The 22,186-nt window shown below is 70.3% G+C and carries 20 protein-coding genes; 8 read left to right on the top strand and 12 right to left on the bottom strand.

The genetic code is table 11. The annotated features are described in order from the left end of the window. Positions 1 to 14: 14 nt before the first annotated feature. Entirely contained in the window at positions 15 to 851 is an 837-nt protein-coding gene (locus tag ORV05_RS35470) for a trypsin-like serine peptidase (RefSeq protein WP_268756228.1), read from the top strand. A 93-nt stretch (positions 852 to 944) separates the two neighbouring features. On the opposite strand, the gene ORV05_RS35465 is transcribed toward ORV05_RS35470, so the two are convergent. Both ORV05_RS35465 and ORV05_RS35460 read right to left on the bottom strand, forming a co-directional pair. Next, complete coding sequence (locus ORV05_RS35465) at positions 945 to 1,559, bottom strand: hypothetical protein (RefSeq protein WP_268756227.1); 615 nt, start codon at positions 1,557 to 1,559, stop codon at positions 945 to 947. Positions 1,560 to 1,692: 133 nt separating this feature from the next. After that, positions 1,693 to 3,987 carry a sodium-translocating pyrophosphatase gene (locus ORV05_RS35460; RefSeq protein ID WP_268756226.1) on the bottom strand — a complete coding sequence of 765 codons (2,295 nt, stop codon included), beginning with the start codon at positions 3,985 to 3,987 and terminating at the stop codon, positions 1,693 to 1,695. A gap of 238 nt (positions 3,988 to 4,225) precedes the next feature. Between ORV05_RS35460 and ORV05_RS35455 the strand changes: the two genes are divergently transcribed. After that, positions 4,226 to 6,616 carry a DEAD/DEAH box helicase gene (locus tag ORV05_RS35455; RefSeq protein ID WP_268756225.1) on the top strand — a complete coding sequence of 797 codons (2,391 nt, stop codon included), beginning with the start codon at positions 4,226 to 4,228 and terminating at the stop codon, positions 6,614 to 6,616. On the opposite strand, the gene ORV05_RS35450 is transcribed toward ORV05_RS35455, so the two are convergent. From ORV05_RS35450 to ssd, 8 genes are all read right to left on the bottom strand, one after another. Further along, positions 6,583 to 7,203, bottom strand: coding sequence for a bifunctional DNA primase/polymerase (locus ORV05_RS35450; protein WP_268756224.1), 621 nt, complete (start codon positions 7,201 to 7,203; stop codon positions 6,583 to 6,585). The genes ORV05_RS35455 and ORV05_RS35450 overlap by 34 nt on opposite strands. Before the next feature lie 310 nt (positions 7,204 to 7,513). Then, the gene (locus tag ORV05_RS35445; RefSeq protein WP_268756223.1) at positions 7,514 to 7,891 is read right to left on the bottom strand and encodes an Rv3654c family TadE-like protein; all 378 of its coding nucleotides are present in this window, start codon (positions 7,889 to 7,891) and stop codon (positions 7,514 to 7,516) included. After that, positions 7,878 to 8,255, bottom strand: a complete 378-nt coding sequence (locus ORV05_RS35440; protein ID WP_268756222.1) for a TadE family type IV pilus minor pilin — start codon at positions 8,253 to 8,255, stop codon at positions 7,878 to 7,880. The genes ORV05_RS35445 and ORV05_RS35440 overlap by 14 nt, the downstream gene beginning before the upstream one ends. Beyond that, positions 8,255 to 8,482: a DUF4244 domain-containing protein gene (locus ORV05_RS35435; RefSeq protein ID WP_268756221.1), complete on the bottom strand. Its 228-nt coding sequence runs from the start codon at positions 8,480 to 8,482 to the stop codon at positions 8,255 to 8,257. Before ORV05_RS35435 ends, ORV05_RS35440 begins: the two co-directional genes overlap by 1 nt. A 35-nt stretch (positions 8,483 to 8,517) precedes the next feature. After that, positions 8,518 to 9,099 (bottom strand): type II secretion system F family protein, encoded by a 582-nt coding sequence (locus ORV05_RS35430; RefSeq protein WP_268756220.1) that lies wholly within the window; start codon positions 9,097 to 9,099, stop codon positions 8,518 to 8,520. Beyond that, a complete protein-coding gene (locus tag ORV05_RS35425; RefSeq protein WP_268756219.1) occupies positions 9,096 to 9,863 on the bottom strand; it encodes a type II secretion system F family protein in 768 nt (255 codons plus the stop codon). Before ORV05_RS35425 ends, ORV05_RS35430 begins: the two co-directional genes overlap by 4 nt. Further along, positions 9,857 to 11,026, bottom strand: a complete 1,170-nt coding sequence (locus ORV05_RS35420) for a TadA family conjugal transfer-associated ATPase (protein ID WP_268756218.1) — start codon at positions 11,024 to 11,026, stop codon at positions 9,857 to 9,859. The genes ORV05_RS35425 and ORV05_RS35420 overlap by 7 nt, the downstream gene beginning before the upstream one ends. Then, positions 11,023 to 12,057, bottom strand: a complete 1,035-nt coding sequence (gene ssd, locus ORV05_RS35415; RefSeq protein WP_326938109.1) for a septum site-determining protein Ssd — start codon at positions 12,055 to 12,057, stop codon at positions 11,023 to 11,025. The genes ORV05_RS35420 and ssd overlap by 4 nt, the downstream gene beginning before the upstream one ends. Before the next feature lie 431 nt (positions 12,058 to 12,488). On the opposite strand from ssd, the gene ORV05_RS35410 reads away from it, so the two are divergent. From ORV05_RS35410 to murQ, 6 genes are all read left to right on the top strand, one after another. Then, positions 12,489 to 13,310: an HAD family hydrolase gene (locus ORV05_RS35410; protein ID WP_268756216.1), complete on the top strand. Its 822-nt coding sequence runs from the start codon at positions 12,489 to 12,491 to the stop codon at positions 13,308 to 13,310. Between the two features lie 587 nt (positions 13,311 to 13,897). Next, positions 13,898 to 15,649: a glycoside hydrolase family 3 protein gene (locus tag ORV05_RS35405; protein WP_268760041.1), complete on the top strand. Its 1,752-nt coding sequence runs from the start codon at positions 13,898 to 13,900 to the stop codon at positions 15,647 to 15,649. Beyond that, a complete protein-coding gene (locus ORV05_RS35400) occupies positions 15,646 to 16,884 on the top strand; it encodes an exo-beta-N-acetylmuramidase NamZ family protein (RefSeq protein WP_268756214.1) in 1,239 nt (412 codons plus the stop codon). Before ORV05_RS35405 ends, ORV05_RS35400 begins: the two co-directional genes overlap by 4 nt. Before the next feature lie 7 nt (positions 16,885 to 16,891). Then, complete coding sequence (locus ORV05_RS35395; protein ID WP_268756213.1) at positions 16,892 to 18,649, top strand: serine hydrolase; 1,758 nt, start codon at positions 16,892 to 16,894, stop codon at positions 18,647 to 18,649. 296 nt (positions 18,650 to 18,945) lie between these two features. After that, positions 18,946 to 19,896 carry a MurR/RpiR family transcriptional regulator gene (locus ORV05_RS35390; protein ID WP_268756212.1) on the top strand — a complete coding sequence of 317 codons (951 nt, stop codon included), beginning with the start codon at positions 18,946 to 18,948 and terminating at the stop codon, positions 19,894 to 19,896. A 23-nt stretch (positions 19,897 to 19,919) separates the two neighbouring features. Next, positions 19,920 to 20,846: an N-acetylmuramic acid 6-phosphate etherase gene (gene murQ / locus ORV05_RS35385; RefSeq protein ID WP_144592060.1), complete on the top strand. Its 927-nt coding sequence runs from the start codon at positions 19,920 to 19,922 to the stop codon at positions 20,844 to 20,846. A 13-nt stretch (positions 20,847 to 20,859) separates the two neighbouring features. Here murQ and ORV05_RS35380 read toward each other — a convergent pair whose 3' ends face one another. After that, on the bottom strand, positions 20,860 to 21,585 hold the full coding sequence (locus tag ORV05_RS35380; RefSeq protein WP_268756211.1) for a Fic family protein: 726 nt from the start codon (positions 21,583 to 21,585) through the stop codon (positions 20,860 to 20,862). Next, a complete protein-coding gene (locus ORV05_RS35375) occupies positions 21,582 to 22,076 on the bottom strand; it encodes a phosphoribosyltransferase (RefSeq protein ID WP_144592061.1) in 495 nt (164 codons plus the stop codon). The genes ORV05_RS35380 and ORV05_RS35375 overlap by 4 nt, the downstream gene beginning before the upstream one ends. Positions 22,077 to 22,186: the final 110 nt, after the last annotated feature.

Raw genomic sequence — 22,186 nt, 5'->3', positions numbered from 1 at the left:
TACGCTCCGGCGCCATGTTGCGCCGCTCCCTCATCGTCCTGTCCGTCCTCCTGCTGGCCCTGGGCACCACACCCGCGGTCGCCGCGCCGCTCGCGGGCTACACCGGCATCGTCAGGCTGAGCAACTGCTCGGGCTCCCTGATCCGATTGCCCACCTCGAAGGACACCGACCCGGCACTGGTCCTGACGAACGGCCACTGCGAAGAGTCCGGCATGCCGGCGCCGGGCGAAGTGATCGTCGACCGGCCGGTCAGGCGCCCGATGACCCTGCTCGGCCAGGACGGCAGCGTGCTCGGCACGCTGCACTCCACGAAGATCGCCTACGCCACGATGACCGATACCGACGTCACGCTCTACCAACTCGACCGCACCTACCGGCAGATCGCCCGCACGCTGGGCGGACACCCGCTCACCCTGGCCGCCGCGCCGGCCGACGTACACACGCCGATCAGCGTCGTTTCGGGATTCTTCAAGCGGACCTGGACCTGCTCCATCGACCGCGTCGTCTACTCCCTGCACGAGGCGGGCTGGGTCTGGAAGATCGCCATCCGGTACACGCCGGAGTGCGACGTCATCCACGGTACCTCCGGATCGCCGATCATCGACCGGACCAGCGGTGAGGTCGTGGGCGTCAACAACACGGGCAACGACGACGGGGAGGCCTGCAGCCTGAACAACCCGTGCGAGGTCGACGAGAACGGGGTGGTCACCGTGCTGCGCGGCCGCTCCTACGGCGAGCAGACCTACCTCCTCACCGCCTGCGCCGCCCCCGGCAACGAGATCGACCTGAACCTGCCCGGGTGCATGCTGCCCAAGCCCCCGGGTTTCGTCCTGCCCTTGTCCGCTCGCTAGCCGTTAGGGACCCCCTCACGGCCCTGTTGGCCCTGAGGGGGTCCCTAACAACAAGGGAAAATTCACCCGTCCGGGTAATTTTCCCGGCTGTCGTCAGCGAGTGGCAGGAGTCTGCGGCGTAGTTTCGCGCTCGGTCAACTGACGGCACACGGGTGCCCGCGCCGCCCCCGCCGAAAGCTCCGGAACAGAGGCGAACCCCGCCAGCGGATCGATCGCGGCCACCTCGTCGAGCGGGCTACGCGCGTCCCGCAGGATGCCGGGCGGAAGCGTGGCGGCCCCGCGTGCCCGGTCCAGGCGCTGCTTCGCGACGGCCGCGTCGGCACGGACGCTGGTGAACCGGCCGGCCATGGTGTCCCGCGCCTGGTCGGCGCCCGGGACCGGGCCCGGTGACAGCGCCCGCAACCCGTCGACCGCCTTGTCCAGCCCCCCGATCATCGTGCCGAGCAGCTCGCTGGAGGTTTCCACCGCACGCCGGGGACTGCTCGGATCGATCGCGGGCAGGTTCGCCAGATCGTCCACAAGGAATCCCACCGCGACGCAGTAGTCGTTGGCCCACTGGGTGATCGCGTTCTGCCGGTCGGACTCGGTGCTCGTGGCCTGCCTGCTCACGCCGGAGGCGCCGGGAGACACCACGGGACGGCCGCACGAGGCGAGACCAGCGCACAGCCCGGCGCAGAGAAGCAGAAAGACCACCGTCCGGGGTCGCACGCGAACACCTCCCCGACAACGCGAGCTTGTCCCGACGGTACAGATCAACTTGCCGCCTGCAAATCCTGGGCTGGACCTGCTCAGGAACCGGGCCCGCCACGGCGGTCCGTGGCGGGCCCGGCAATCCTTGCGATCAGGCGGTCTTGGCGGGTGCCTGAGTACCCGCAGGGGTGTCCGCGATCGCGGTGCCACGCCGCTTCGACACGACCACCGCGATGACGATCACGGCCACCGAAACCAGCGAGATCGCCAGCCGCACCCCGAGCGAGGCGTCCGGGCCGATCGAGAACTGCACGACCGCGGGCGCGATCAGCACCGAAACCAGGTTCATCACCTTGATCAGCGGGTTGATCGCCGGACCGGCGGTGTCCTTGAACGGGTCACCCACCGTGTCGCCGATGACCGTCGCGGCATGCGCCTCGGAGCCCTTGCCGCCGTGATGCCCGTCCTCCACCAGCTTCTTCGCGTTGTCCCACGCACCGCCCGAGTTGGCGAGGAAGATCGCCATCAGGGTGCCGGTCGCGATCGCGCCCGCCAGGTAACCCGCCAAGGCACCGGTGCCGAGCCCGAAACCGACTGCGATCGGCGCGAACACCGCGAGCAGACCGGGGGTGGCCAACTCCCGCAGCGAGTCACGGGTGACGATGTCGACCACCCTGCCGTACTCGGGGCGGGTGGTGCCCTCCATGATCCCCGCGATCTCGCGGAACTGGCGGCGCACCTCGTAGACCACCGCGCCCGCGGCCCGCGAGACCGCGTTCACGGCCAGGCCGGAGAACATGAACACCACGGCGGCCCCGATCATGACACCCACCAGCGTGTTCGGGCTGACGATCGTGTCGATGAAGGACTTCACGCCTGCGGCCGTGGACCCCATCGCGCCCAGTGCCTTCGTGATCGAGTCCTGGTAGGAACCGAACAGCGCGGTCGCGGCGAGCACCGCGGTGGCGATCGCGATGCCCTTGGTGATCGCCTTCGTGGTGTTGCCGACCGCGTCCAGTTCCGTCAGCGTCTGCGCCGCCGCCTCGTCCACGTCTCCCGACATCTCCGCGATGCCCTGCGCGTTGTCCGAAACCGGGCCGAAGGTGTCCATCGCGACGATGACACCGACCGTGGTGAGCAGGCCCGTGCCCGCCAGCGCGACGGCGAACAGGGCGACCGAACCGCCCAGCAGGTAGGCGCCGAACACGGCCGCACCGATGACGAGCGCGGTGTACACGGCGGACTCGAAGCCCACCGAGATACCGGACAGGATCACCGTCGCCGCACCGGTCTCCGACGTCTTGCCGACGTTCTTCACCGGGCCGTGCTCGGTGCCGGTGAAGTAGCCGGTCAGCCGGAGGATGATGCCTGCCAGCACGATGCCGATGATCACCGCGACGGTGGCGATCACCGCGGGGTTGCCCTCGCCCGTGAAACCCTGCCCGAACTCGCTGAACGAGGAGGGCAGGAACACGAACGCAGCGATCGTGCACAGCACCGCGGAGATCACCGCGGAGATGTAGAACGAGCGGTTGATGGTGACCAGCCCGCTCTCGTTGGGCCGGGCCTTGGTGATGTAGACGCCGATCACCGCGGTGATCACGCCGATCGCAGGCACGATCAGTGGGAACAGCAGGCCTGCGGCACCGAACGCGCTGCTGCCCAGGATCAGCGCGGCGACCAGGGTCACCGCGTAGGACTCGAAGAGGTCCGCTGCCATCCCGGCGCAGTCGCCGACGTTGTCGCCCACGTTGTCGGCGATCGTCGCCGCGTTGCGCGGGTCGTCCTCGGGGATGTTCTGCTCGACCTTGCCGACGAGGTCGGCACCCACGTCCGCGGCCTTGGTGAAGATCCCGCCGCCGACACGCATGAACATGGCGATCAGGGCGGCGCCGAAGCCGAAGCCTTCGAGCACCTTCGGCGCCTGGCCCGCGTAGGCCAGCACCACGATGGCCGCCCCGAACAGGCCCAGCCCGACGGTGATCATGCCCACGACGCCCCCGGTGCGGAAGGCCACCCGCATCGCCTTCTCCCGGCCACTTCCCGGCTCCCGGGAAGCCGCCGCGACCCGCAGGTTCGCCCGCGTGGCCAGCCACATCCCCAGGTAGCCGATGGTGAACGAGAACACGGCGCCGACCAGGAAGAAGATGGAGCGGCCGATCCGCTCGTTCCAGTCGTCCGCCGGTAGCGCGAACAGCAGTAGGAACACCACCACCCCGAAGACGGAGAGGGTGTTGCGCTGCCGCTTGAGGTAAGCGGCCGCCCCTTCCTGCACGGCCTTCGCGATCTCCTGCATCTTGGGGGTGCCCTGGCCGGCGGCCAGCACCTCCTTGAGCAGCACGAAGCCGATCGCCAGTGCAGCAAGGGCGACCACGGCGACCACGGCGACCACGCCGTAGTCACCCCCGGAGAGCTTGAGGCCCTCCGCGAGGAATTGCCGGGACATCCGTCCTCCTGGAAACGTCGCCTGGTACCAGCGACGGCCCTGCTGCGGGACAGCCTTGCCGACGCTGGCATGGGATCTACACCACAAGTGGTGCCGGTTTGCGGGAGTGTATTGGTAATGGCACTACCACGGTCAGGGCGTCCCGTAACGAACACTCTCTGTATATGTGACCCTGCTCACTGTTAGCGATCTTGGTGTGATTTTTAAGCCCGTCGTACACCTGTGCGACCCTGGTCGAGTGGCAGAGAGCAAGCGGGCACGGCGGCTGCTGAACCGTGTCACTGCCGGCATCCCGGAACCGGCCGATCCCGTGACCCACGTGGCGGAGCAGCCCGCCCGCGAGGCCCGGTGCGCCGACTGGCCCGCCTGGGCCCATCCGGACGTGGTGGCGGCGCTGCGCGAATCCGGGGTCGAGCAGCCGTGGACACATCAGATCGAGGCGGGCTCGCTCGCCCACGCCGGGAAGCACGTGGTGATCTCGACCGGCACCGCCTCCGGCAAGTCCCTGGCCTACCAGTTGCCGGTGCTGTCCACCCTCGCCGAGGACGACCGGGCCTGCGCGCTCTACCTGTCCCCAACCAAGGCGCTCGGCGCCGACCAGCTGCGCACTGTGTCTTCTTTGGACATTCCCGGTGTGCGGGCCGCGTCCTACGACGGCGACACCCCGATGGGGGAACGCGACTGGGTGCGCGCTCATGCACGGTTTGTGTTCACCAACCCGGACATGCTCCATCGCGGAATCCTCGCCTCACACGCCCGGTGGGCCCGGCTGTTCCGGAAGCTCGCCTATGTGATCGTGGACGAATGCCACGGGTACCGGGGTGTGTTCGGTTCCCACGTCGCGCTGCTGCTGCGCAGACTGCAGCGGGTGGCGCACCGGTACGGTTCGTCGCCCGTCTTCGTGCTGGCCTCGGCGACCATGGCCGATCCCGCCGGATTCGCGCAACGGCTCACCGGGCAGGAGTGCGCGGCCGTGGTGGAGGACGGCTCACCACGCGGCGCCCGGACAGTCGCACTGTGGGAGCCACCGCTGCTCGAGGACTTCTCGGGGGAGAACGGCGCCCCAGTGCGACGGTCGGCCGGCGCCGAAGCCTCTCGCATCCTGGCCGAACTGGTCGTGGAGGGCGCCCGCACGCTGGCCTTCGTGCGCTCACGCCGGGGCGCCGAGCTGACCGCGCTGGGCGCCCGCCGGATCCTGTCCGAGGTGGACGACAAGCTGGCCGGGCAGGTGGCCGCGTACCGGGCCGGTTTTCTGCCCGAAGAGCGGCGCAAGCTCGAACGTGCCCTGCTGACCGGTGAGCTGCTGGGGGTGGCCACCACCAATGCACTGGAGCTGGGGGTGGACATCGCAGGGCTGGACGCGGTGGTGGTGGCCGGGTATCCGGGCACTCTCGCCTCGTTCTGGCAGCAGGCGGGCCGGGCGGGCCGCGCGGGGGACGAGGCCCTCGTGGTGTTCGTCGCGCGGGACGATCCGCTCGACACCTACCTCGTGCACCATCCATCCGCGATCCTCGACCGCCCGGTGGAAACGACGGTGCTCGACCCGGCGAACCCGTATGTCCTGGCACCGCAACTGGCCTGCGCCGCGGCCGAGCTGCCCCTGACCTCGGGCGAGCTGGAGGCCTTCGGCGGCGAGACGGCCCGTGCGGTACTGGAGTCGCTGGTCGCGGACAAGGTGCTGCGGCGCAGGCCGAGCGGCTGGTACTGGACTTCGCGGGACCGGCCACAGTACGAGGTCGACATCCGGGGTTCGGGCGGCGAGCAGGTCGCCGTCGTCGAGGCGGACACCTCGCGTCTGCTCGGCACCGTCGACCCGGGTTCCGCCTGCGCGACCGTGCACCCCGGCGCCGTCTACCTGCATCAGGGCTTGTCGTACGTGGTGGACGAACTGGACCTGGAGTCCGGGATCGCGCTCGTGCACGCGGAGGATCCCGAGTGGACGACCTCGGCACGCGAGGTCGCCGACATCGCCGTGCTGTCCACTCAGGAACGGGTGGACTACGGCGGGGTCAGCGTCTGCCTGGGTGACGTGGCGGTCAGCTCCCAGGTGGTGGGTTATCTGCGCCGGCGCCCTTCGGGCGAGATCATCGACCACGTGCCGCTGGACCTGCCGGAGCAGACGCTCGAAACCCGCGCCGTCTGGTACACGATTTCGGCCGATTTACTAGAGGAAGGTGGCAGGACGCCGGGGGGCGCTGGGCTGGAGCCCGCGCGCATCCCCGGCGCCCTGCATGCCGCCGAGCACGCGGCGATCGGCCTGCTACCGCTGTTCGCTACGTGCGACCGCTGGGACATCGGCGGGGTTTCGACCGCGCTGCACGCTGACACCGGGGAGGCGACGGTGTTCGTGCACGATGGCCATCCCGGCGGAGCGGGATTCGCCGATCGCGGTTTTTCCGCTCTCGTCCCTTGGCTGGTCACGACGCGGGAGGCGATCGTCTCCTGCGAGTGCCCGGCGGGATGCCCGTCCTGTGTTCAGTCGCCGAAGTGCGGGAACGGCAACGATCCACTGGACAAGGCGGGGGCGGTGGCTGTGCTGGACACCGTGTTGGGGGCGGTGCGTCGTCACGGCACCCGGCACGGCCACGGGGGTGTTCAGGCAGCGACTGGAGCCGCGGCCACAAGCTGAGTCGAGGCCTCGGCCTGGTCGAGGGCCTGGGCGAGCACGGAGTGCACCGCGGTGGCCTCCGGCAGGCGCCAGCCGCACACTTCCGGCTTGACCCGCCAGTGCACGACACCGTGCTGGTACGGGGTCGGCGGCAGCGGAACCCAGCTTCCCTCGCCGTGCCAGCGAACCTCACCGCTGACGGCGAGCTGCTCGGGAAGGCCGTCGGCGGCGGCGGTCAGGAACAGCCAGCGGCCGTCCGGGGTGGCGACGATGGGCGCGGGGTGACCGGTGGCCCGCAGCAGCCGAGCGGCGCGCTTGCCCAGCTCCACACCGACCTCGATCGCGTCCACGACCTTGCCGGTGGCGACGAGGAGGCTGTAGGGCCGTCCGGTCCACCATTCGGCGACCTCGTTGGGGTGGGCACCGAGCCGGTCGGCCCAGTCCTCGTGCACCGGAACCGGTCCGGACCAGCTTTCGGCATCGGGCTCCATCTCGGGGAAGGTGCCCGGCAGCACCGGCCAGCCGTGCCAGGCGAGACCGATGGCCTCGGCGCGCAGCTCGATGCGGAACGCGCTCCGCCAGCTATCCGACCAATCCGTGTCCAACATCCGTCAACAACTCCTCGTCCGTCCCACCGCCCGGTGGCTTTCCTTCAGTCAATAAACGGCAACTTGCAGAAGGCCGGTAGTAGGCGGTCGACAACCGGCCGTTACGGAACGACGAGCGAACGCGCGCCGAACCCGGGCCGAATGCCGCCCGACGATCATCGGTCGCCGTTCCACGACCGGGCCCCGCCGTGCCCACCCCTGTCACTTCGCGCGCCTTTTTGTTGTGACACAAGTAATCCAGTGATGTGGACCACGCGAGGAGGTGCAGTCAGGGCTGACCGTTCAGCGCGCGTGACCGACCGTCCATCCGCTATCCACCGTGGCCCGTCCGATCTCCGGACACCGTTCGTCGCTGGACGGGACCGGCGCGGGCCCGGGCCATGGCCGGGCCGAAGCCGGCAGGCCCTTCGGCGGTGACCTCCACGAGGGCATCCCACTGTTCGAGCCGGCAGGCGGTCAGCCGTACCGCCATCTCTTCGGTGACCAGCCGGGCCCGGCCGCAGGCGGCCTCGGCGCCCCGTTCGGCGTTTCCGGCGGCGGCCAGTGCCGCCAGGTCCGCGGCGGCGCCGGCCTGGTGCCGGCTCACGATCGCCGCGCCGAAGGCGAGCAGAGCGGCCAGGACGGTGGTCAGGGCGGCCATCGCCCCGGCCACCCAGATGGTGGCCGTTCCCCGATCACCCCGGAGCACGTGCCGTCCCTGTTCCGCCCGGCTCGAGCACCGTGAAAGCACGGCCACGCAACCGGACGCCCGGCAGCAGGCCGCCGACCGGATCGGCGGTCACCTCGACGATCGCGGTTTCACCTTCGATCCGAACGGTGAGCCGGGCACCAGCCGGAGCGGTCTCGGTCACGGCCTGTTCGGCGAGCGGGCGCTGGCCCCGGGCGATCAGCCTCGCGGCCTCGCGCGCCGCGTCGACACAGCGGAGCTGGCCGCTGACCGCCGTGACCGCGGCGATCAGCAGTCCGAACACCACGGTGAGCGCGCACAAGCCGATCGCCGCCTCGACGGTGACCGCGCCGCGATCGGGGCCGGCCCGGACCGCCGCGGGCATCAGAAGGTCACCGCCAGGGCCCGCTCGATCAGCGACGTCAGCTTGGAGACCACCGAGTCGCCGGTGATCACCGTGTACAGCAACGCTGCCAGAGCGGCGGCCGCGACGGTACCGATGGCGTACTCCGCCGTGCTCATTCCCTCATCCGAACCCAGGAGCGGGCGGAACCAGCGGCGCCACCACGGGGCCTTGCGGCGGACATGCCGCCCTTGTCCCAGCAGAACCATGAACTCTCCTCTTTCCAGTGTCTACAGTGGATTGATCACAGCAGGTTGACTCGTCCGGCCAGCCCCAGCACCACCGGCAGCACGCCGAGGCACAGGAACGCCGGCAGGAAGCACAGCGCCAGCGGTCCGGCGATCAGCACGCCCGCTCGCTGCGCCCTTGCTTCGGCCTTCTCGGCCACATCGGCGCGCAGCCTGCCCGCCAGGTCTTCGGCGACCTCCGCCAGCGCGGTCCCGGATCGCGCGGTCCGTTGCGCCGCCCTCGCGAACTCGGCCGTGCCGGAGCAGGTCCGGGCCGCCGCCCACGCCTCACCCGCGTCCGCCCCGAGTTCCAGCAGGCCCGCGGCCGCCCGCAGCGCCTCGGCCTCCGGACCGGCCACGGTGGCGGTGACCGACCGCAGGGCCGTGGTGACGGGCAGACCGGCCCGTAGACAGGCGGCGAGCAGATCCCACAGCGCCGCGAGCTGGAGTCGGCCGACCTGGCGGTTCTTCCGGTCGAGGCTCCGGCGCGACCGGTGGCGGGGCTCACCGGCCAGCCGATCGAGCCGTCTGCTCGCCACCGTGCGGAGTGGCACGGTGAGAACCGCCGCGCCCGCCAGCACGAGTGCTGCGACGCTCACGGGAGTACCCGCACCGCGGTCAGCCGCGCGCTCCACGCAACCCCGGCGAGTATCAGGGCGGAGCCCAGCGCCATCAGCAGTTGCCCCGGCGGCGTGGCGACGAGGAGGTACACGGGATGTGCGCCCATCGCTTCCCCCAGCAGGAGCCCGATCCCGGGGAGGGCGGCCAGCACGGTGGCACTGGCCCGCGGCCCGGCCATACCCGCCTCTGCCCGGGACAGGAACCGCGCACCGGCGACAAGATCGCGCCGGACCGCGTCGAGCAGGTCCGCAAGCGGCAGACCGTGGCGGCGGCTCAATGCGGCGGCGGTGGCCAACCGCCCACGGATCCCCGCCACGGATTCGGGTCCTTCTTCGTCGAATCCCGCCAACAACGACGACACCTGCCCGGGTGCGATGGCCAGTGCGGCTTCCCTTGCCGCCATGGGAGTGGCACCGCCACGCAACTCGGCGACCATGACCCGCAGGGCCTCCGCCACCGCTATCGCTCGCTCCACCTCCGCCTTCCTCCGTCGTCGCACCCGGCGCTGCTGCCATCCGGCGGCGAACAACGCCCCGACGGACAGCGTGCCCGTCAGGCCGAGGAAGGGGATGGCCACCAGCAGGGCCGTCAACCACAGGCGAGGCGGACGCAACCAGGCAGGTAACCGCCACCCGCGTTTCGGTGCCGGTGCGCCCAAGGCAGCGAGCCGGGCCTGCGCGGGACGAGTGGCGGGCCAGGTCAGCAGGGCCACCACGCCACACAGCAGAGCAGGAATCACCACGGCGGCCGCACCCCTCTCAGTTCGAGGAGACCGGACAGCAGAGGGCGCCGTCGAGTCCATTCCCCGGCCTGCCATACCGGCACCACCCGAACCTCTCCGGCTGGGTCACGGCTCAGTACGCCGGCCTCCGCGAGCTGCCGACGCCCGCCGGGTAGCCGCCGCATGTGCAGCACCACCTGGACCGCCGCCGCCAACTGACTGTGCAAAGCGGCCCTGGACAGCCCGCCCAGGGCCGCCAGCGCTTCGAGCCGGGCGGGAACCTCGGCGGGCGAATTCGCATGGAGCGTGCAGGCACCGCCCTCATGTCCGGTGTTGAGCGCGGTGAGCAGTTCACAGACCTCCCGGCCGCGCACTTCGCCCACGACGAGACGGTCGGGACGCATGCGCAGCGCCTGGCGAACCAGCTCACCGAGCGTGACCTCCCCTGCCCCCTCCACATTGGGAGCCCGGGTGACCAGCCGGACGAACTGGGGATGACTCGGGCGCAGTTCGCCGACGTCCTCGACGGCGAGGATCCGCTCTGTCCGGTCCACCGCTCCGAGCATCGCGGCCAGGAGGGTGCTTTTGCCCGCACCGGTGCCACCGGTCACCAGGAAGGCGAGCCTGGCCGAAATCACCGTTTCGATCAGGGTGAGCCCGTCCCCGTCGAACGTGCCCGAATCGGCCAAAGTGGCCAAGTCGTGCGCCGCGGGCCTGAGCACTCGCAAGGAAATGCAGGTGCCGTCCGCGGCGACCGGGGGCAGGACCGCGTGCAGGCGGACGGTTCCGTACCTGCCAGCCCCGGGCAGCCACCCGTCCACGTACGGCTGCGCGTCGTCGAGCCGGCGCCCGGCTGCCGTGGCGAGCCGTTGCGCCAGCCGCCGCACCGCTTCGTCGTCGGGGAACCGGATTTCGGTGCGGCGGAGCCCGGCGGCGCCGTCCACCCACACCTCGTCCGGGGCCGTCACCAGGACGTCGGTGACCTCAGGCTCGGCCAACAGGCCTTCCAACGGGCCAGCGCCGCTGAACTCGTGCCGCAACTCCTTCAGCGCGTCAAGCACTCCGGCATGGCCGACCGGACCACCGGCCTCGGCGCGAACCGCCCGCGCGAGAGCCACCGGACCGGTGCCGGAACCGCTACCGGCCAGGCGATGCCGGATCCGCTCGATCAGTTCCGGTGTCACGCGGCGGCCTCCACGGCGATGGGCCGGGCAGCCGCCAGGACCGTCCGTGCCGCCATCGCGAGCGGGCCTCGGCGCCGTAGCAGGAAATTCCCGCACTCCAGGGCACGGTCGAGATGACGTTCAGAAGCCATCGAGGCCAGCAGCGGAATCCCGATCTTCTCGGCAGTCTCCTGCGGATTGAGACCGCCCGGTGCGGGCCCGCGCACGACCAGTCGCAAACAGTCCGAACGAGGGGCAAGGCGGCGAACAAGCCGCTGTGCGGAAACGCAGGCGCGTAGCTCCGCAGGCACCACCACGACCAGGAGGTCCGCGCGCCGCACCGCGGCCTCGGTGGCGGCACTGGGATGCCGGGAGAGGTCGCACACGACGACCCGCCCCGCCCGGCGGCCCGCGTCCACAACGGACCCGACCGCCTCGGCATCCGGTCCCTCGCCGTCACTGGAGAGGAAGGTGAGCCTCCCGTCCCGGTGCCGGTGCCCTGGCAGGGCCTCGTCGAGGGTGGTCATGGAGATCCGGCCGCCGTCGAGGTGCAGGCCGGACCAGCGGGCCCCGTCGCTGGATTCGGCACCGAGCATGAGGTCGATCCCCGCGCCGAGTGGATCGCAGTCGAGCAGCAGGGCGTCGTCCCCGGCCACCAGCCCGATCGCGGCCGCCAGCACCGAAGCACCCGCCCCACCCCGGGCACCGATCACCCCGATGACGCATCCGCCCGGCGAACCGGGCCCCTCGGCGAGATCGGCCAGCGCGCCGGCCAGCACGGCCTCTCCTTCGGGCAGGGGCACCACCTGACCGATACCGGCGGCGAAGGCGCGCTGCCAGAGGTCGCCGCCCGGCGCGGCCCTGGTGATCAACAGGACTCGCGAACGGCGCGGCAGTCCTCCGACGGCTTCCAGTGCCGCCTCGTCGACGAGCACCAGCGGAGCACGGGCCCAGCGGTCCCGTGCGGCCACCACGTCCGGGACCACTTCGGGCGCACAGCCAACGGCCGCCGCGAGCCGAAGGATCTCGTCGAGGGTGTTCTCATCGGTCACGACCAGAAGCGGGCGCGCATCCGTCATCTCAATCCCCCAGAAACGGTTGTCGGTGGAAATTCGGTGCGAATCCACCGTCGCGCCGGCAGGGTCGCCGCGGCAAGAAGGACTTGGCCAGCCTGTGGACAACCGGGGTCCTGTGGACAACCGGGCCGGACGGACCGGGAAAAGGGGGCGACCCCCGCCAGGGGGGAGGGACGGGGGTCGCCATCGGTTCAGTCCCGGGGGGTCGGACTGAACCAGGCCGGCGCGAACACCGGATAGCCCAAGTTTAGCTCGATCACCCCCGGTTCCCAGCCCTTCGCGTCACCGATTCGATAACGTCAGCACCCATCGTTTCCCAGGCGCGGTAATGGATTTTCGGCCCGCACCACCGGAAAGTGGTGTGCTCACCGGCGGGCCGCGACTTCGTGGGCTTCTATCCTGAGCGGGTGACAGAACCGAGCAGCGCACCGCCGCCCTCCGCCGGCGTCGCGGCCTTCTTCGACCTCGACAAGACGATCATCGCGTCGTCCAGCGCACTCGCGTTCAGCAAGCCGTTGCTGCGCCAGGGACTGATCAGCCGTCGCGCGGCACTCAAGAGCGCCTACGCGCAGTTCGTCTTCTCCCTCTCCGGAGCCGACGAGGAACGCACCGAACGGATGCGGGCGGAAATCTCCGCGCTGTGCGCGGGCTGGGATGTCGCCCAGGTTCGCGCGATCGTGAACGAGACCCTGCACGACATCGTCGATCCGCTCGTCTACGCCGAGGCCGCCCAATTGATCGCGGACCACAAGGCGTGGGGCCACGACGTGATCGTGCTGTCCGCCGCGGGCGAAGAAGTGGTGACACCGATCGCGGCGATGCTGGGCGCCACCCGCAGCGTCGCCACCCGGATGGGCGTGGTGGACGGCCGCTACTCGGGAGAGGTCGAGTTCTACTGCTACGGCGAACAGAAAGCGGTGGCCGCCAAGCGGCTCGCCGCCGAGCACGGCTACGACCTGACGCTCAGCTATGCCTACACCGACTCCAGCACGGATGTGCCGATGCTCGAGGTGGTGGGCAATCCGCACGCGGTGAACCCCGACCGCGCGCTCCGCAGGCTCGCGAACGAACGCGACTGGCCGATTTTGACCTTCGAGAATCCCGTTTCACTTCGGAACCGCATTCCGGCTCCGTCCGCGACCGCGGTCGCGGTGGGGGTGGGCCTGGGCGCGATGGCCGCGGCGGGGATGACCTGGTACGGCCTTGCCCGCCGGAAGCGTGACCGGTGACCGTGGACGGGGGCGCAGCGTAGTCCCTTTCCCCCGGCCTTTCACTGAATCGAGTCTCTTTACCGGTGCACCCTGAAGACCTTCTTGAAGTGATCGCCGTCACTGGGTAGAAACGGTGTTGCGGACATCTGGTCGGCCGGGAGGAGACGAAGAGAAGTCTCCGTCCTCCCCGCCAGAGCTCCGTGCGCGGACCTCCGGGCACCCACGCGCAGCGCGCCGCGGGAGGCTTGTCGTCTAGGGACTGCGTACCGGGACGCCGGACGCCGAGTCCAGGTAGGTACGACACGAGTTGCACGCTTGGTCACCCGAGCGGTCCGCGCGGGCGGGCGCCGCCGGCATACACGCCGGCGGCGCCCGCACACGTTTCCGGGGTCGCGGCCACCCGCACGGGGGAATCCTCGAGTCCGCCAGTCTTTCCGGCTACGCCGAACGGCAGAGGCGCCGTTGACCCTGATCCCGGTGAGTGAGTAGCTTCCCGATGCCGAGTGGATCGGGTGGAAATCCCACCATCCGCCGGCGCTGGAGGGAGGCCATCCGTGAACCGGAGGAAGCATGCGCTCGCCGCGACCGTCGCCGGGCTGCTCACCATGACCGGGGTGACCGCCGCGAGCACCGCCACCGCGGCGCCGGACGGGAACGGCTCCGGGGCGGCGGCCTGGGCGCGACAGACCCTCCGGGGTATGAGCCTCGAGCAGAAGGTCGGACAGCTGTTCATCGCCGACGTCTGGGGGAAGTCCGCGGACGAGGCGAACCCGAAGAACCGGGAGAAGTACGGGGTGGACACCCCGGCCCAGGTCATCGCGCGCTACCAGCCCGGCGGGGTCATCTACTTCAACAACGCCTCCACCGACAACGTCGACGATCCGGCGCAGGTGGCCCGGCTCTCCAACGGGCTGCAGCGCGCCGCACTGACCTCCGGCGCCCGCCTGCCCCTGATCATCTCGACCGACCAGGAAGGCGGCCGGGTCACCCGCATCGGCAGTCCGGCCACCGAGTACCCGGCGAGCATGGCGATCGGGGCGGGCCGCAGCACGGCCGACGCCCGGCAGCTCGCCGCCGTCAACGGGCACGAACTGCGCGCCATGGGCATCACGCAGGACTTCGCGCCCGATGCGGACGTCAACTCCAACCCGCTGAACCCGATCATCGGTTCGCGCTCGTTCTCGGCCGACCCGGCGCTCACGGCCGCCATGGTGACGGCCGAAGTGGACGGTTATCAGAATTCCGGCCCCGCGCTCGGCACGGTGTCCGCCGCGGCCAAGCACTTCCCCGGTCACGGCGACGCGGCGACCGACAGCCACACCGGGCTGCCGGTGATCAACCGGACCGAGCAGCAGTGGCGGGCGATCGATCTGCCCCCGTTCCGTGCCGCGATCGACGCCGGGATCGATGTCGTCATGACCGCGCACATCACCGTGCCGAGCCTCGATCCCTCCGGCGAGCCCGCCACCCTGTCCAAGCCGATCATGACCGGCATACTGCGCGACGAGCTCCACTACGACGGTGTCGTCGTCACCGACTCCCTGCAGATGGCGGGTGTGCGCCAGATGCATTCCGACGCCGAGATCCCGGTGCTGGCGCTGGAGGCCGGGGTCGACCAGATGCTCATGCCGCCCAACCTCGGGGTCGCGATCAACGGCGTGCTCGACGCGGTGAAGAGCGGCAGGCTCACCGAACAGCGGATCGACCAGAGCGTGCTGCGCATCCTGGCGTTGAAGTTCAAGCGCCAGATCATCGCCAGGCCGCTGGTGAACGAGCAGGCCGTCGGCCGCATCGTGGGCACGCCCGCGCACCTCGCCCAGCTCCAGGCGATCACCGACCGCACCACGACCGTCCTGCGCAACGACGCGGGGCTCCTGCCGCTGAAGCACCCCGGCAAGGTCCTGGTCACCGGCTGGAACAACCCGAACTTCCCCGGATATCCGGCCGAGCCCGTCGCCACGCTCGCGGAACAACTGGGCGGCACGGCCCTGTCGACCGGCGCCAGCCCGACCAGCGCCCAGATCGACGAAGCGGTCGCCGCGGCGGAACAGGCCGACACCGTGGTGGTGCTGACCAACGGGTTGCGGACCTCGACGGCACAACGGAGCCTGGTCAACGGACTGCTGGCCACCGGCAAACCGGTGGTCGCGGTGAGCGTGCAGGAGCCGTACGACCCCGGTTATGCCGACTCGCCCACCTGGGTGGCCACCTACGACTGGCGGTCAGTGACCATGCGCTCCCTGGCGAAGGTGCTCCAGGGCCGGGTTTCCCCACGGGGCAAGCTGCCCGTCTCGATCCCGTCCGGCTCGGACCCGGCCGGCGTCCTGTACCCGTTCGGGACGGGATTGAGCTGGTGAGCGTCAACCGCCGCGGTTTCCTGGCGGCCAGTGCCCTCACGTCCCCGCTTCTGGCCGGGAGCGCCGCGCAGGTCGCCGACGCGGCCGAACCGGTGGTCCCCGGCGCCGACCAGCTGGCCGCTCAGGGCTGGCGCAGGCTGGCGGGCCACCGGGTCGGTGTGCTGTCCAACCCGACCGGGGTACTCGGCTCGCTCGACCACATCGTGGATTCGATGGTGGCGGCCGGAGTCCGGCCCTCGGCGGCCTTCGGCCCCGAACACGGCTTCCGCGGGAGCGCCCAGGCCGGTGGTTCCGAGGGCGACTACGTCGACCCGCACACCGGCATCCCCGTCTACGACGCCTACGGCGCGAGCGCGGACAAGCTCGCCGGGATGTTCACCAAGGCGGGCGTGGATCTGATCGTCTTCGACATCGCGGACGTCGGCGCGCGTTTCTACACCTACATCTGGACGCTGTACACGGCAATGGCGGCCGCGGCCAAGGTGGGGGCGGCCTTCCTGGTGCTCGACCGGCCCAATCCGCTGGGGGGCCGGGCGGCCGGGCCGATGCTCGACCCCGCGTTCGCCTCGGGCGTCGGCCTGAAGCCGATCGTCCAACAGCACGGCATGACCGTCGGCGAGCTGGCCCGGTTCTTCGCGGGGGAGTTTCTCCCACCGGCCCGGATCGACCTTGACGTGGTCCGGGTGCGCGGCTGGCGCCGGGACAAGGAGTTCGCCCAGACGGCACTGACCTGGACACCGCCCAGTCCGAACATGCCGACCCCGGACACCGCGCGGGTCTACCCGGGGCTGGGCATGTTCGAGGGCACCGTGTTCTCCGAGGGCCGGGGCACCACCAGACCGTTCGAGATCATCGGTGCTCCCGGGCTCGACTGGCGCTGGCGGGACGCGCTGACCGCGCTGGACCTGCCCGGCGTCCGTTTCCGCGAGACCTACTTCGCGCCCACCTTCGGCAAGTTCGTGAACCAGGCGTGCGGCGGGGTGGAGTTGACCGTCACCGACTCCCAGTCCTTCGACGCCATCCGCACGGCGGTCGCGATGTTCGTGACCGCCAAGCGCCTCCACCCGGATCTGTTCGCCTGGCGGCCGGATCTGGCCATCGACAGACTGTCCGGCTCCAGCCGGCTGCGCACGATGGTGGACGCGGGCGCCGGGGTGGACGAAATCACCGCCTCGTGGCAGGCGGAGCTGGCCGGTTTTGTGGCCAGGCGGGCACCGTACTTGCTCTACTGGTGAGGTTCTCATGCCCGTGAAAAGGCTTCTGGTCGCGATCACGATCGCGGCCCTGACGGTTTCTGGAGCGAGTGCCATCTCGAGTGCCACCGCCGAGACGCCGGGAGCCGTGGCGGGCCGGTTCGACCGGCCCTGGCACGGTTTCGCGGCGGCGGACACGGTCCTGCGCCGCGGCAGCCCGGGCGAGGCCGGGCTCGACCCGGGGCCGATCCGGGATGCCGAGCGGTTCCTGTCGGACTGGAGCACGAACGATCCGGCAACGGGACATCCGCACTTCGCCGGGGCCGTCGGCCTGCTCGCGCACGACGGTGTGATCGTGGACGAGTTCGCCACCGGTCAGGCACTGCGGTACGCCGACGCCGCGGGCACCGAACTGCCCACCGACCGCCAGGTGCCCATGCGTCCGGACACGATCTTCGACCTCGCCTCGGTCACGAAGCTGTTCACCTCGATCGCCGTGCTGCAACTGGTCGAACGGCATCAGGTCGGTCTCGACGAGCCGGTCGCCACGTATCTTCCGGAGTTCGCCGCGCACGGCAAGGAGAACGTGACGGTGCGCCAGCTGCTTACGCACACGTCGGGCCTGGACGCCGACCCGGTGCCGTCGCTGTGGCAGGGCTACCCGGATGTTCCGGCCCGGCGTCAGGCGGTGCTCGACAGTCCGCTGGTGAACCCGCCGGGGAGCACCTACCGGTACTCCGACATCAACCTGATGACATTGGGTTTCCTGGTGGAACGGCTGACGGGGCGTCCGCTGGACGCCGTGGTGCACGACCGCATCACCGCACCGCTGGGCATGACCGACACCGGGTTCAACCCGCCGAGCGCGAAGCTGGACCGCATCGCGGCCACGGAGTACGAGGCGCAACCGCCGCGCGGCCTGGTCCGCGGCCAGGTGCACGACGAGAACGCCTGGGCCCTCGGTGGTGTCTCCGGACACGCCGGCGTCTTCTCCACGGCGGAAGATCTGGCGGTCCTCGCGCAGATGATCCTCAATGGCGGCAGCTACCGCGGCGTCCGCATCCTGCGCGCGGACACGGTCCGCATCATGCTCACGAACTACAACCAGGCGTTCCCCGGCGACGAACACGGCCTGGGCTTCGAGCTCGACCGGATGTTCTACATGGGTGCGCTCGCGTCCCCGGTGACGGCGGGCCACACCGGCTTCACCGGCACGAGCCTGGTGATCGACCCGGAATCACGCTCGATCGCGATCCTGCTCACCAACCGCGTCCACCCGACGCGAAACTGGGGTTCCATCAATCCGGCAAGGGAGACCTGGGCCACCGCGCTGGCCCGCGCGATGTCGGTCCACCCCGCGGTGGGGAAGGACGCTTGGTTCAGCGATGCGGGGAACCTGAGCACGGCCACCCTCACCACACCGCTCCTGTCCGGGGTTAGCTCGTTGCGTGTGAACTTCGCTGCCTTCGTCGACACCGAATCGACCGATCCCCTGGTTCTGGAAGCGAGCCGAGACGGCGTTTCCTGGCAGCCGGTCGACCTTCGCGCCGACGGCCCAGGCGCACCGGCAGGCCCGGTCAGCGCCCTGGCCGGCCACGGACACCGGTCCTGGTGGCGCGTGTCGGCGGAATTGCCCGCAGCCGATCCGGTGATCCTTCGCTGGCGCTATACGACTGATGCGCACTACACGGGCCGAGGCGTATACGTGGACGGTGTCCGAATAACCAGCAACAACGGCATTGTGTTGGATGCTGAACACACCCCTTGGTCACTGAGCGCAACCGGTTGGACGCTGACTTCCCACTGAAGGGGAGCAAAATTTCCTTCTCCGCGCGTCATAGCCGAGACGGGATCCGCTCTCTAGCACGGAAGTACGGCGCGAACCACCGACGATCGTTGGCTGTTTCGGGAACCGCAGTAAGTTGCCAAGTCGTTAACAAGTAGAGGTTAACGACTCCGACCTGGTTGGCGACTTTCTGGGCAACTGAGTCAGCGCAGCTCGGACGTGCAGGGGCGTCCCCGTTGCGATCATCCCGAAGGATGTGGATAGTGTTGTCGCAAACGCCTACGGTTAGTAACTTTCCCACGGCAACCGAGGGTGAAATGGTGTCTGGTTCGACACATTCCGGCGGCAGCCCGGCGAGCCGTGAGTCCGAAGCGAGCCCTCTGGTCCGCATTCGCTCGCTTCTTCCCGGCCTGGCCAGAGCGGAACAGAGAGTAGCCAAGGTAGTACTGGAAGACCCGTCCGCGGTAGCCCGCCGCAGCATCACCGAGGTCGCACTGGCGGCGAACACGAGCGAAACGACGGTCACCCGGTTCTGCAAGGCCGTCGGCGTCGGCGGCTACCCGCAGCTGCGCATCGCGCTCGCGGCGGACACCGCCCGCAGCGAAGCCCGCTCGACCCGCAACCTGGGCGGCGAGATCAGCGTGAACGACGACCTGGCCGCCGTGGTCGGGAAGGTCAGCTTCGCCGACGCGCGGGCCGTCGAGGAGACCGCCGACCAGCTCGACATCGCCACCCTCGAACGGGTCATCGGCCTGCTCTCCGAGGCCGGCCGCGTCGACGTGTACGGCGTGGGCGCCAGCGCGTTCGTGGCCGCCGACCTGCAGCAGAAGCTGCACCGGATCGGCCGCGTGTGCTTCGCGTGGTCGGACACACACATTATGCTCACCTCGGCCGCGGTGCTTCGCACCGGAGACGTGGCGATCGGCGTCTCGCACACCGGCGCGACCACCGACACCGTCGAAGCCCTGCGCGTGGCGCGGGAGCACGGCGCCACCACCGTCGCACTGACGAACTTCCCGCGTTCCCCGATCACCGAGGTGGCCGACTACGTGCTCACCACGGCAGCGCGGGAGACGACGTTCCGGTCGGGCGCGACCGCGAGCCGGATCGCCCAGCTCACGGTGATCGACTGCCTGTTCATCGGCGTCGCACAGCGGCACATGGACGCCGCTTCCCAGGCACTGGACGCCACGAGGGAGGCCGTCGGCAGCCACCGGCTCGGAGTGCGGCCCGACGGCCGGAGGCGGCCCCGCGAGACAGGTAAGTAAGCAGAAGTGAAATGAGGCCGACGATGAGGGTGCCGAGTCAGGTAGTGCACGTTGATTCCCCGACCGAGCAACGCAATCCCCGCACGACCGAGATCGACCGCCTGCCGACGCTCGGCATCCTCGGGCTGATCAACACCGAAGACCGCCGGGTGCCGGAGGCCGTCGGCGAGGTCCTGCCGCAGCTGGCGACCGCGGTGGATCTCGCGGTCGAGGCGTTACGGGCCGGGCACCGGGTGCACTACGTCGGCGCCGGCACCTCCGGCAGGCTCGCCGTGCTGGACGCGGCCGAGCTGGTACCGACCTACAACGTGCCGCCGGACTGGTTCGTGGCACACCACGCCGGCGGCACGAAGGCGCTGCGTGAAGCGGTGGAAAACGCCGAGGACGACGCGCAGGGCGGGGCGGACGAGCTGGCCGCGGCGGTGGAGCCGGGCGACTTCGTGCTGGGTCTGACGGCCTCCGGACGCACCCCCTACGTGCTCGGCGCGCTGAAGGCGGCGAACCAGCACGGCGCCGCGACGGCACTCGTCTCCGGTAATCCGCGGGCCGCCCGGCCTGCCGGGGTCGACGTGCTGATCGCGGTCGACACCGGGCCCGAGGTGATCGCAGGCTCCACCCGGATGAAGGCGGGTACCGCCCAGAAGATGGTCCTCACCGCCTTCTCCACGGCGACGATGATCAAGCTCGGCCGGACGTACTCCAACCTCATGGTCAGCATGCGCGCGACCAACGCGAAGTTGCGCGGGCGGATGCTGCGCATACTCCGCGAAGCGACCGGAGCGTCCGATCAGGAGTGCGCGGACGCGCTCGCCGAGTCCGATGGCGACCTGAAGGTGGCGCTGGTGCACCTGCTGTGCGGAGTGGACGGTGCCACCGCCACCGCACTGCTGGCGGCCAGTGGCGGACACGTCCGCAAGGCGGTCAGCACCTGCGCGGCGCGGACCGCCTGACGGAAACCGGGTTTCAGCCCGCGGCCTCGGCGATGCCGCGGGCTTCCCGCGCGCCCTTCTCGATGGCCTCGCAGACGAACAGCAGCCAGCCCCGGACGCCCTCGGGCTCGCCGGAGGCGAAACCCTGTGCCGCCTCCTGGTAACGGACCACCCGCCGGAAGCACGCCACCTCCGGCACGCTCAGCGACTTCGGGTCCACGCCGGTCGCCACCATGGTGAGCCGGGCCGCCGCCCTGGCGACCACCCCGTCCGCGGTGCCGAAGGGCCGCAGCGCGAGCAGCTCCCCGTGCACCACCGCGGCCAGCAGCGGACCGGGCACCGAGGTCGCCCCGGTGACCAGCTGGGAGAGCAGTTCCAGGCGCGGTCCGGCCCCGGCGCGGGGCCTGCCCAGGGTCTCGGGATCATCGACGAGATCGGCGGCGGCCAGGACGTGCAGGCGGGCCAGCGCCTGAGCCGGCGCGCGGCGCCAGGTCGGGAGCAGGGACTCGAGCGACTCGGCCACCCGCAGGGCACCGGCGAGGATCGGATCGGTCACCGCGGCGTCGGCGGGGATTTCCGGATCGGCGCCGTCGATGGCGGCCGAGGCCCGGGCGGCACGGACGGAGGCTTCCGCCGCGGTCGCCGAACCGCCGCGCAGGTTCGCCGGGTGGCGGTGCACCGCGAAAACGGCGTCCTGGGCCGCCTTCACCGCGTCGGCGACGCCTTCCAGTTCGAGCAGTGGGGCCAGTGGGTCGCTCATGCGTCCAGCACCTGCCCCGACCGCCGCACCACGGGCGGCAGGCTCGACCACGGGAAATTGATCCATTTGTCGGTATGCCGCCACACGTACTCGCAGCGGACCTCCGAACGCGGCTTCTCGTAGACCACCGCGCACCGGACCTCGGCGACGTGATCGGCGCAGAAGTCCCGCACCAGCTTCAGGGTGGCCCCGGTGTCCGCGACGTCGTCGGCGATCAGGACCCTTGCTCCGGTCAGGTCGACGGCGTTGGGTACCGGCGGCAGCATCACGGGCAGGTCCAGCCGCTCGTCCACGCCCGTGTAGAACTCGACGTTCATGACGTGCAGGTTCTTGACGTCGAGCGCGTAACCGAGCGCACCCGCGACGAACAGCCCGCCGCGCGCCACGGACAGGATCAGATCCGGCTCGAAGCCGCTGTCGGCGATGGCCTCGGCCAGTTCCCTGCCGGCGGTACCGAACAACTCCCAGGTGAGCTCTTCCCGCTCAGCCATGCACCCTCCTCCGTGACACCGGTAGAGCGAGCATAGGAGGCGCCCCGGACCTCCCTCGCCTCGCCCGGATTCAGCCGCAACGAGCTACCTGCGAACGCTCTCGGCGTGTC

Source organism: Amycolatopsis cynarae (genome assembly GCF_026802195.1).
In the GTDB taxonomy this organism is placed as follows: domain Bacteria; phylum Actinomycetota; class Actinomycetes; order Mycobacteriales; family Pseudonocardiaceae; genus Amycolatopsis_E; species Amycolatopsis_E rhizosphaerae.
The sequence above is the reverse complement of the archived record's forward strand: the minus strand, read 5'-3'. Positions and strand labels throughout refer to the sequence as shown.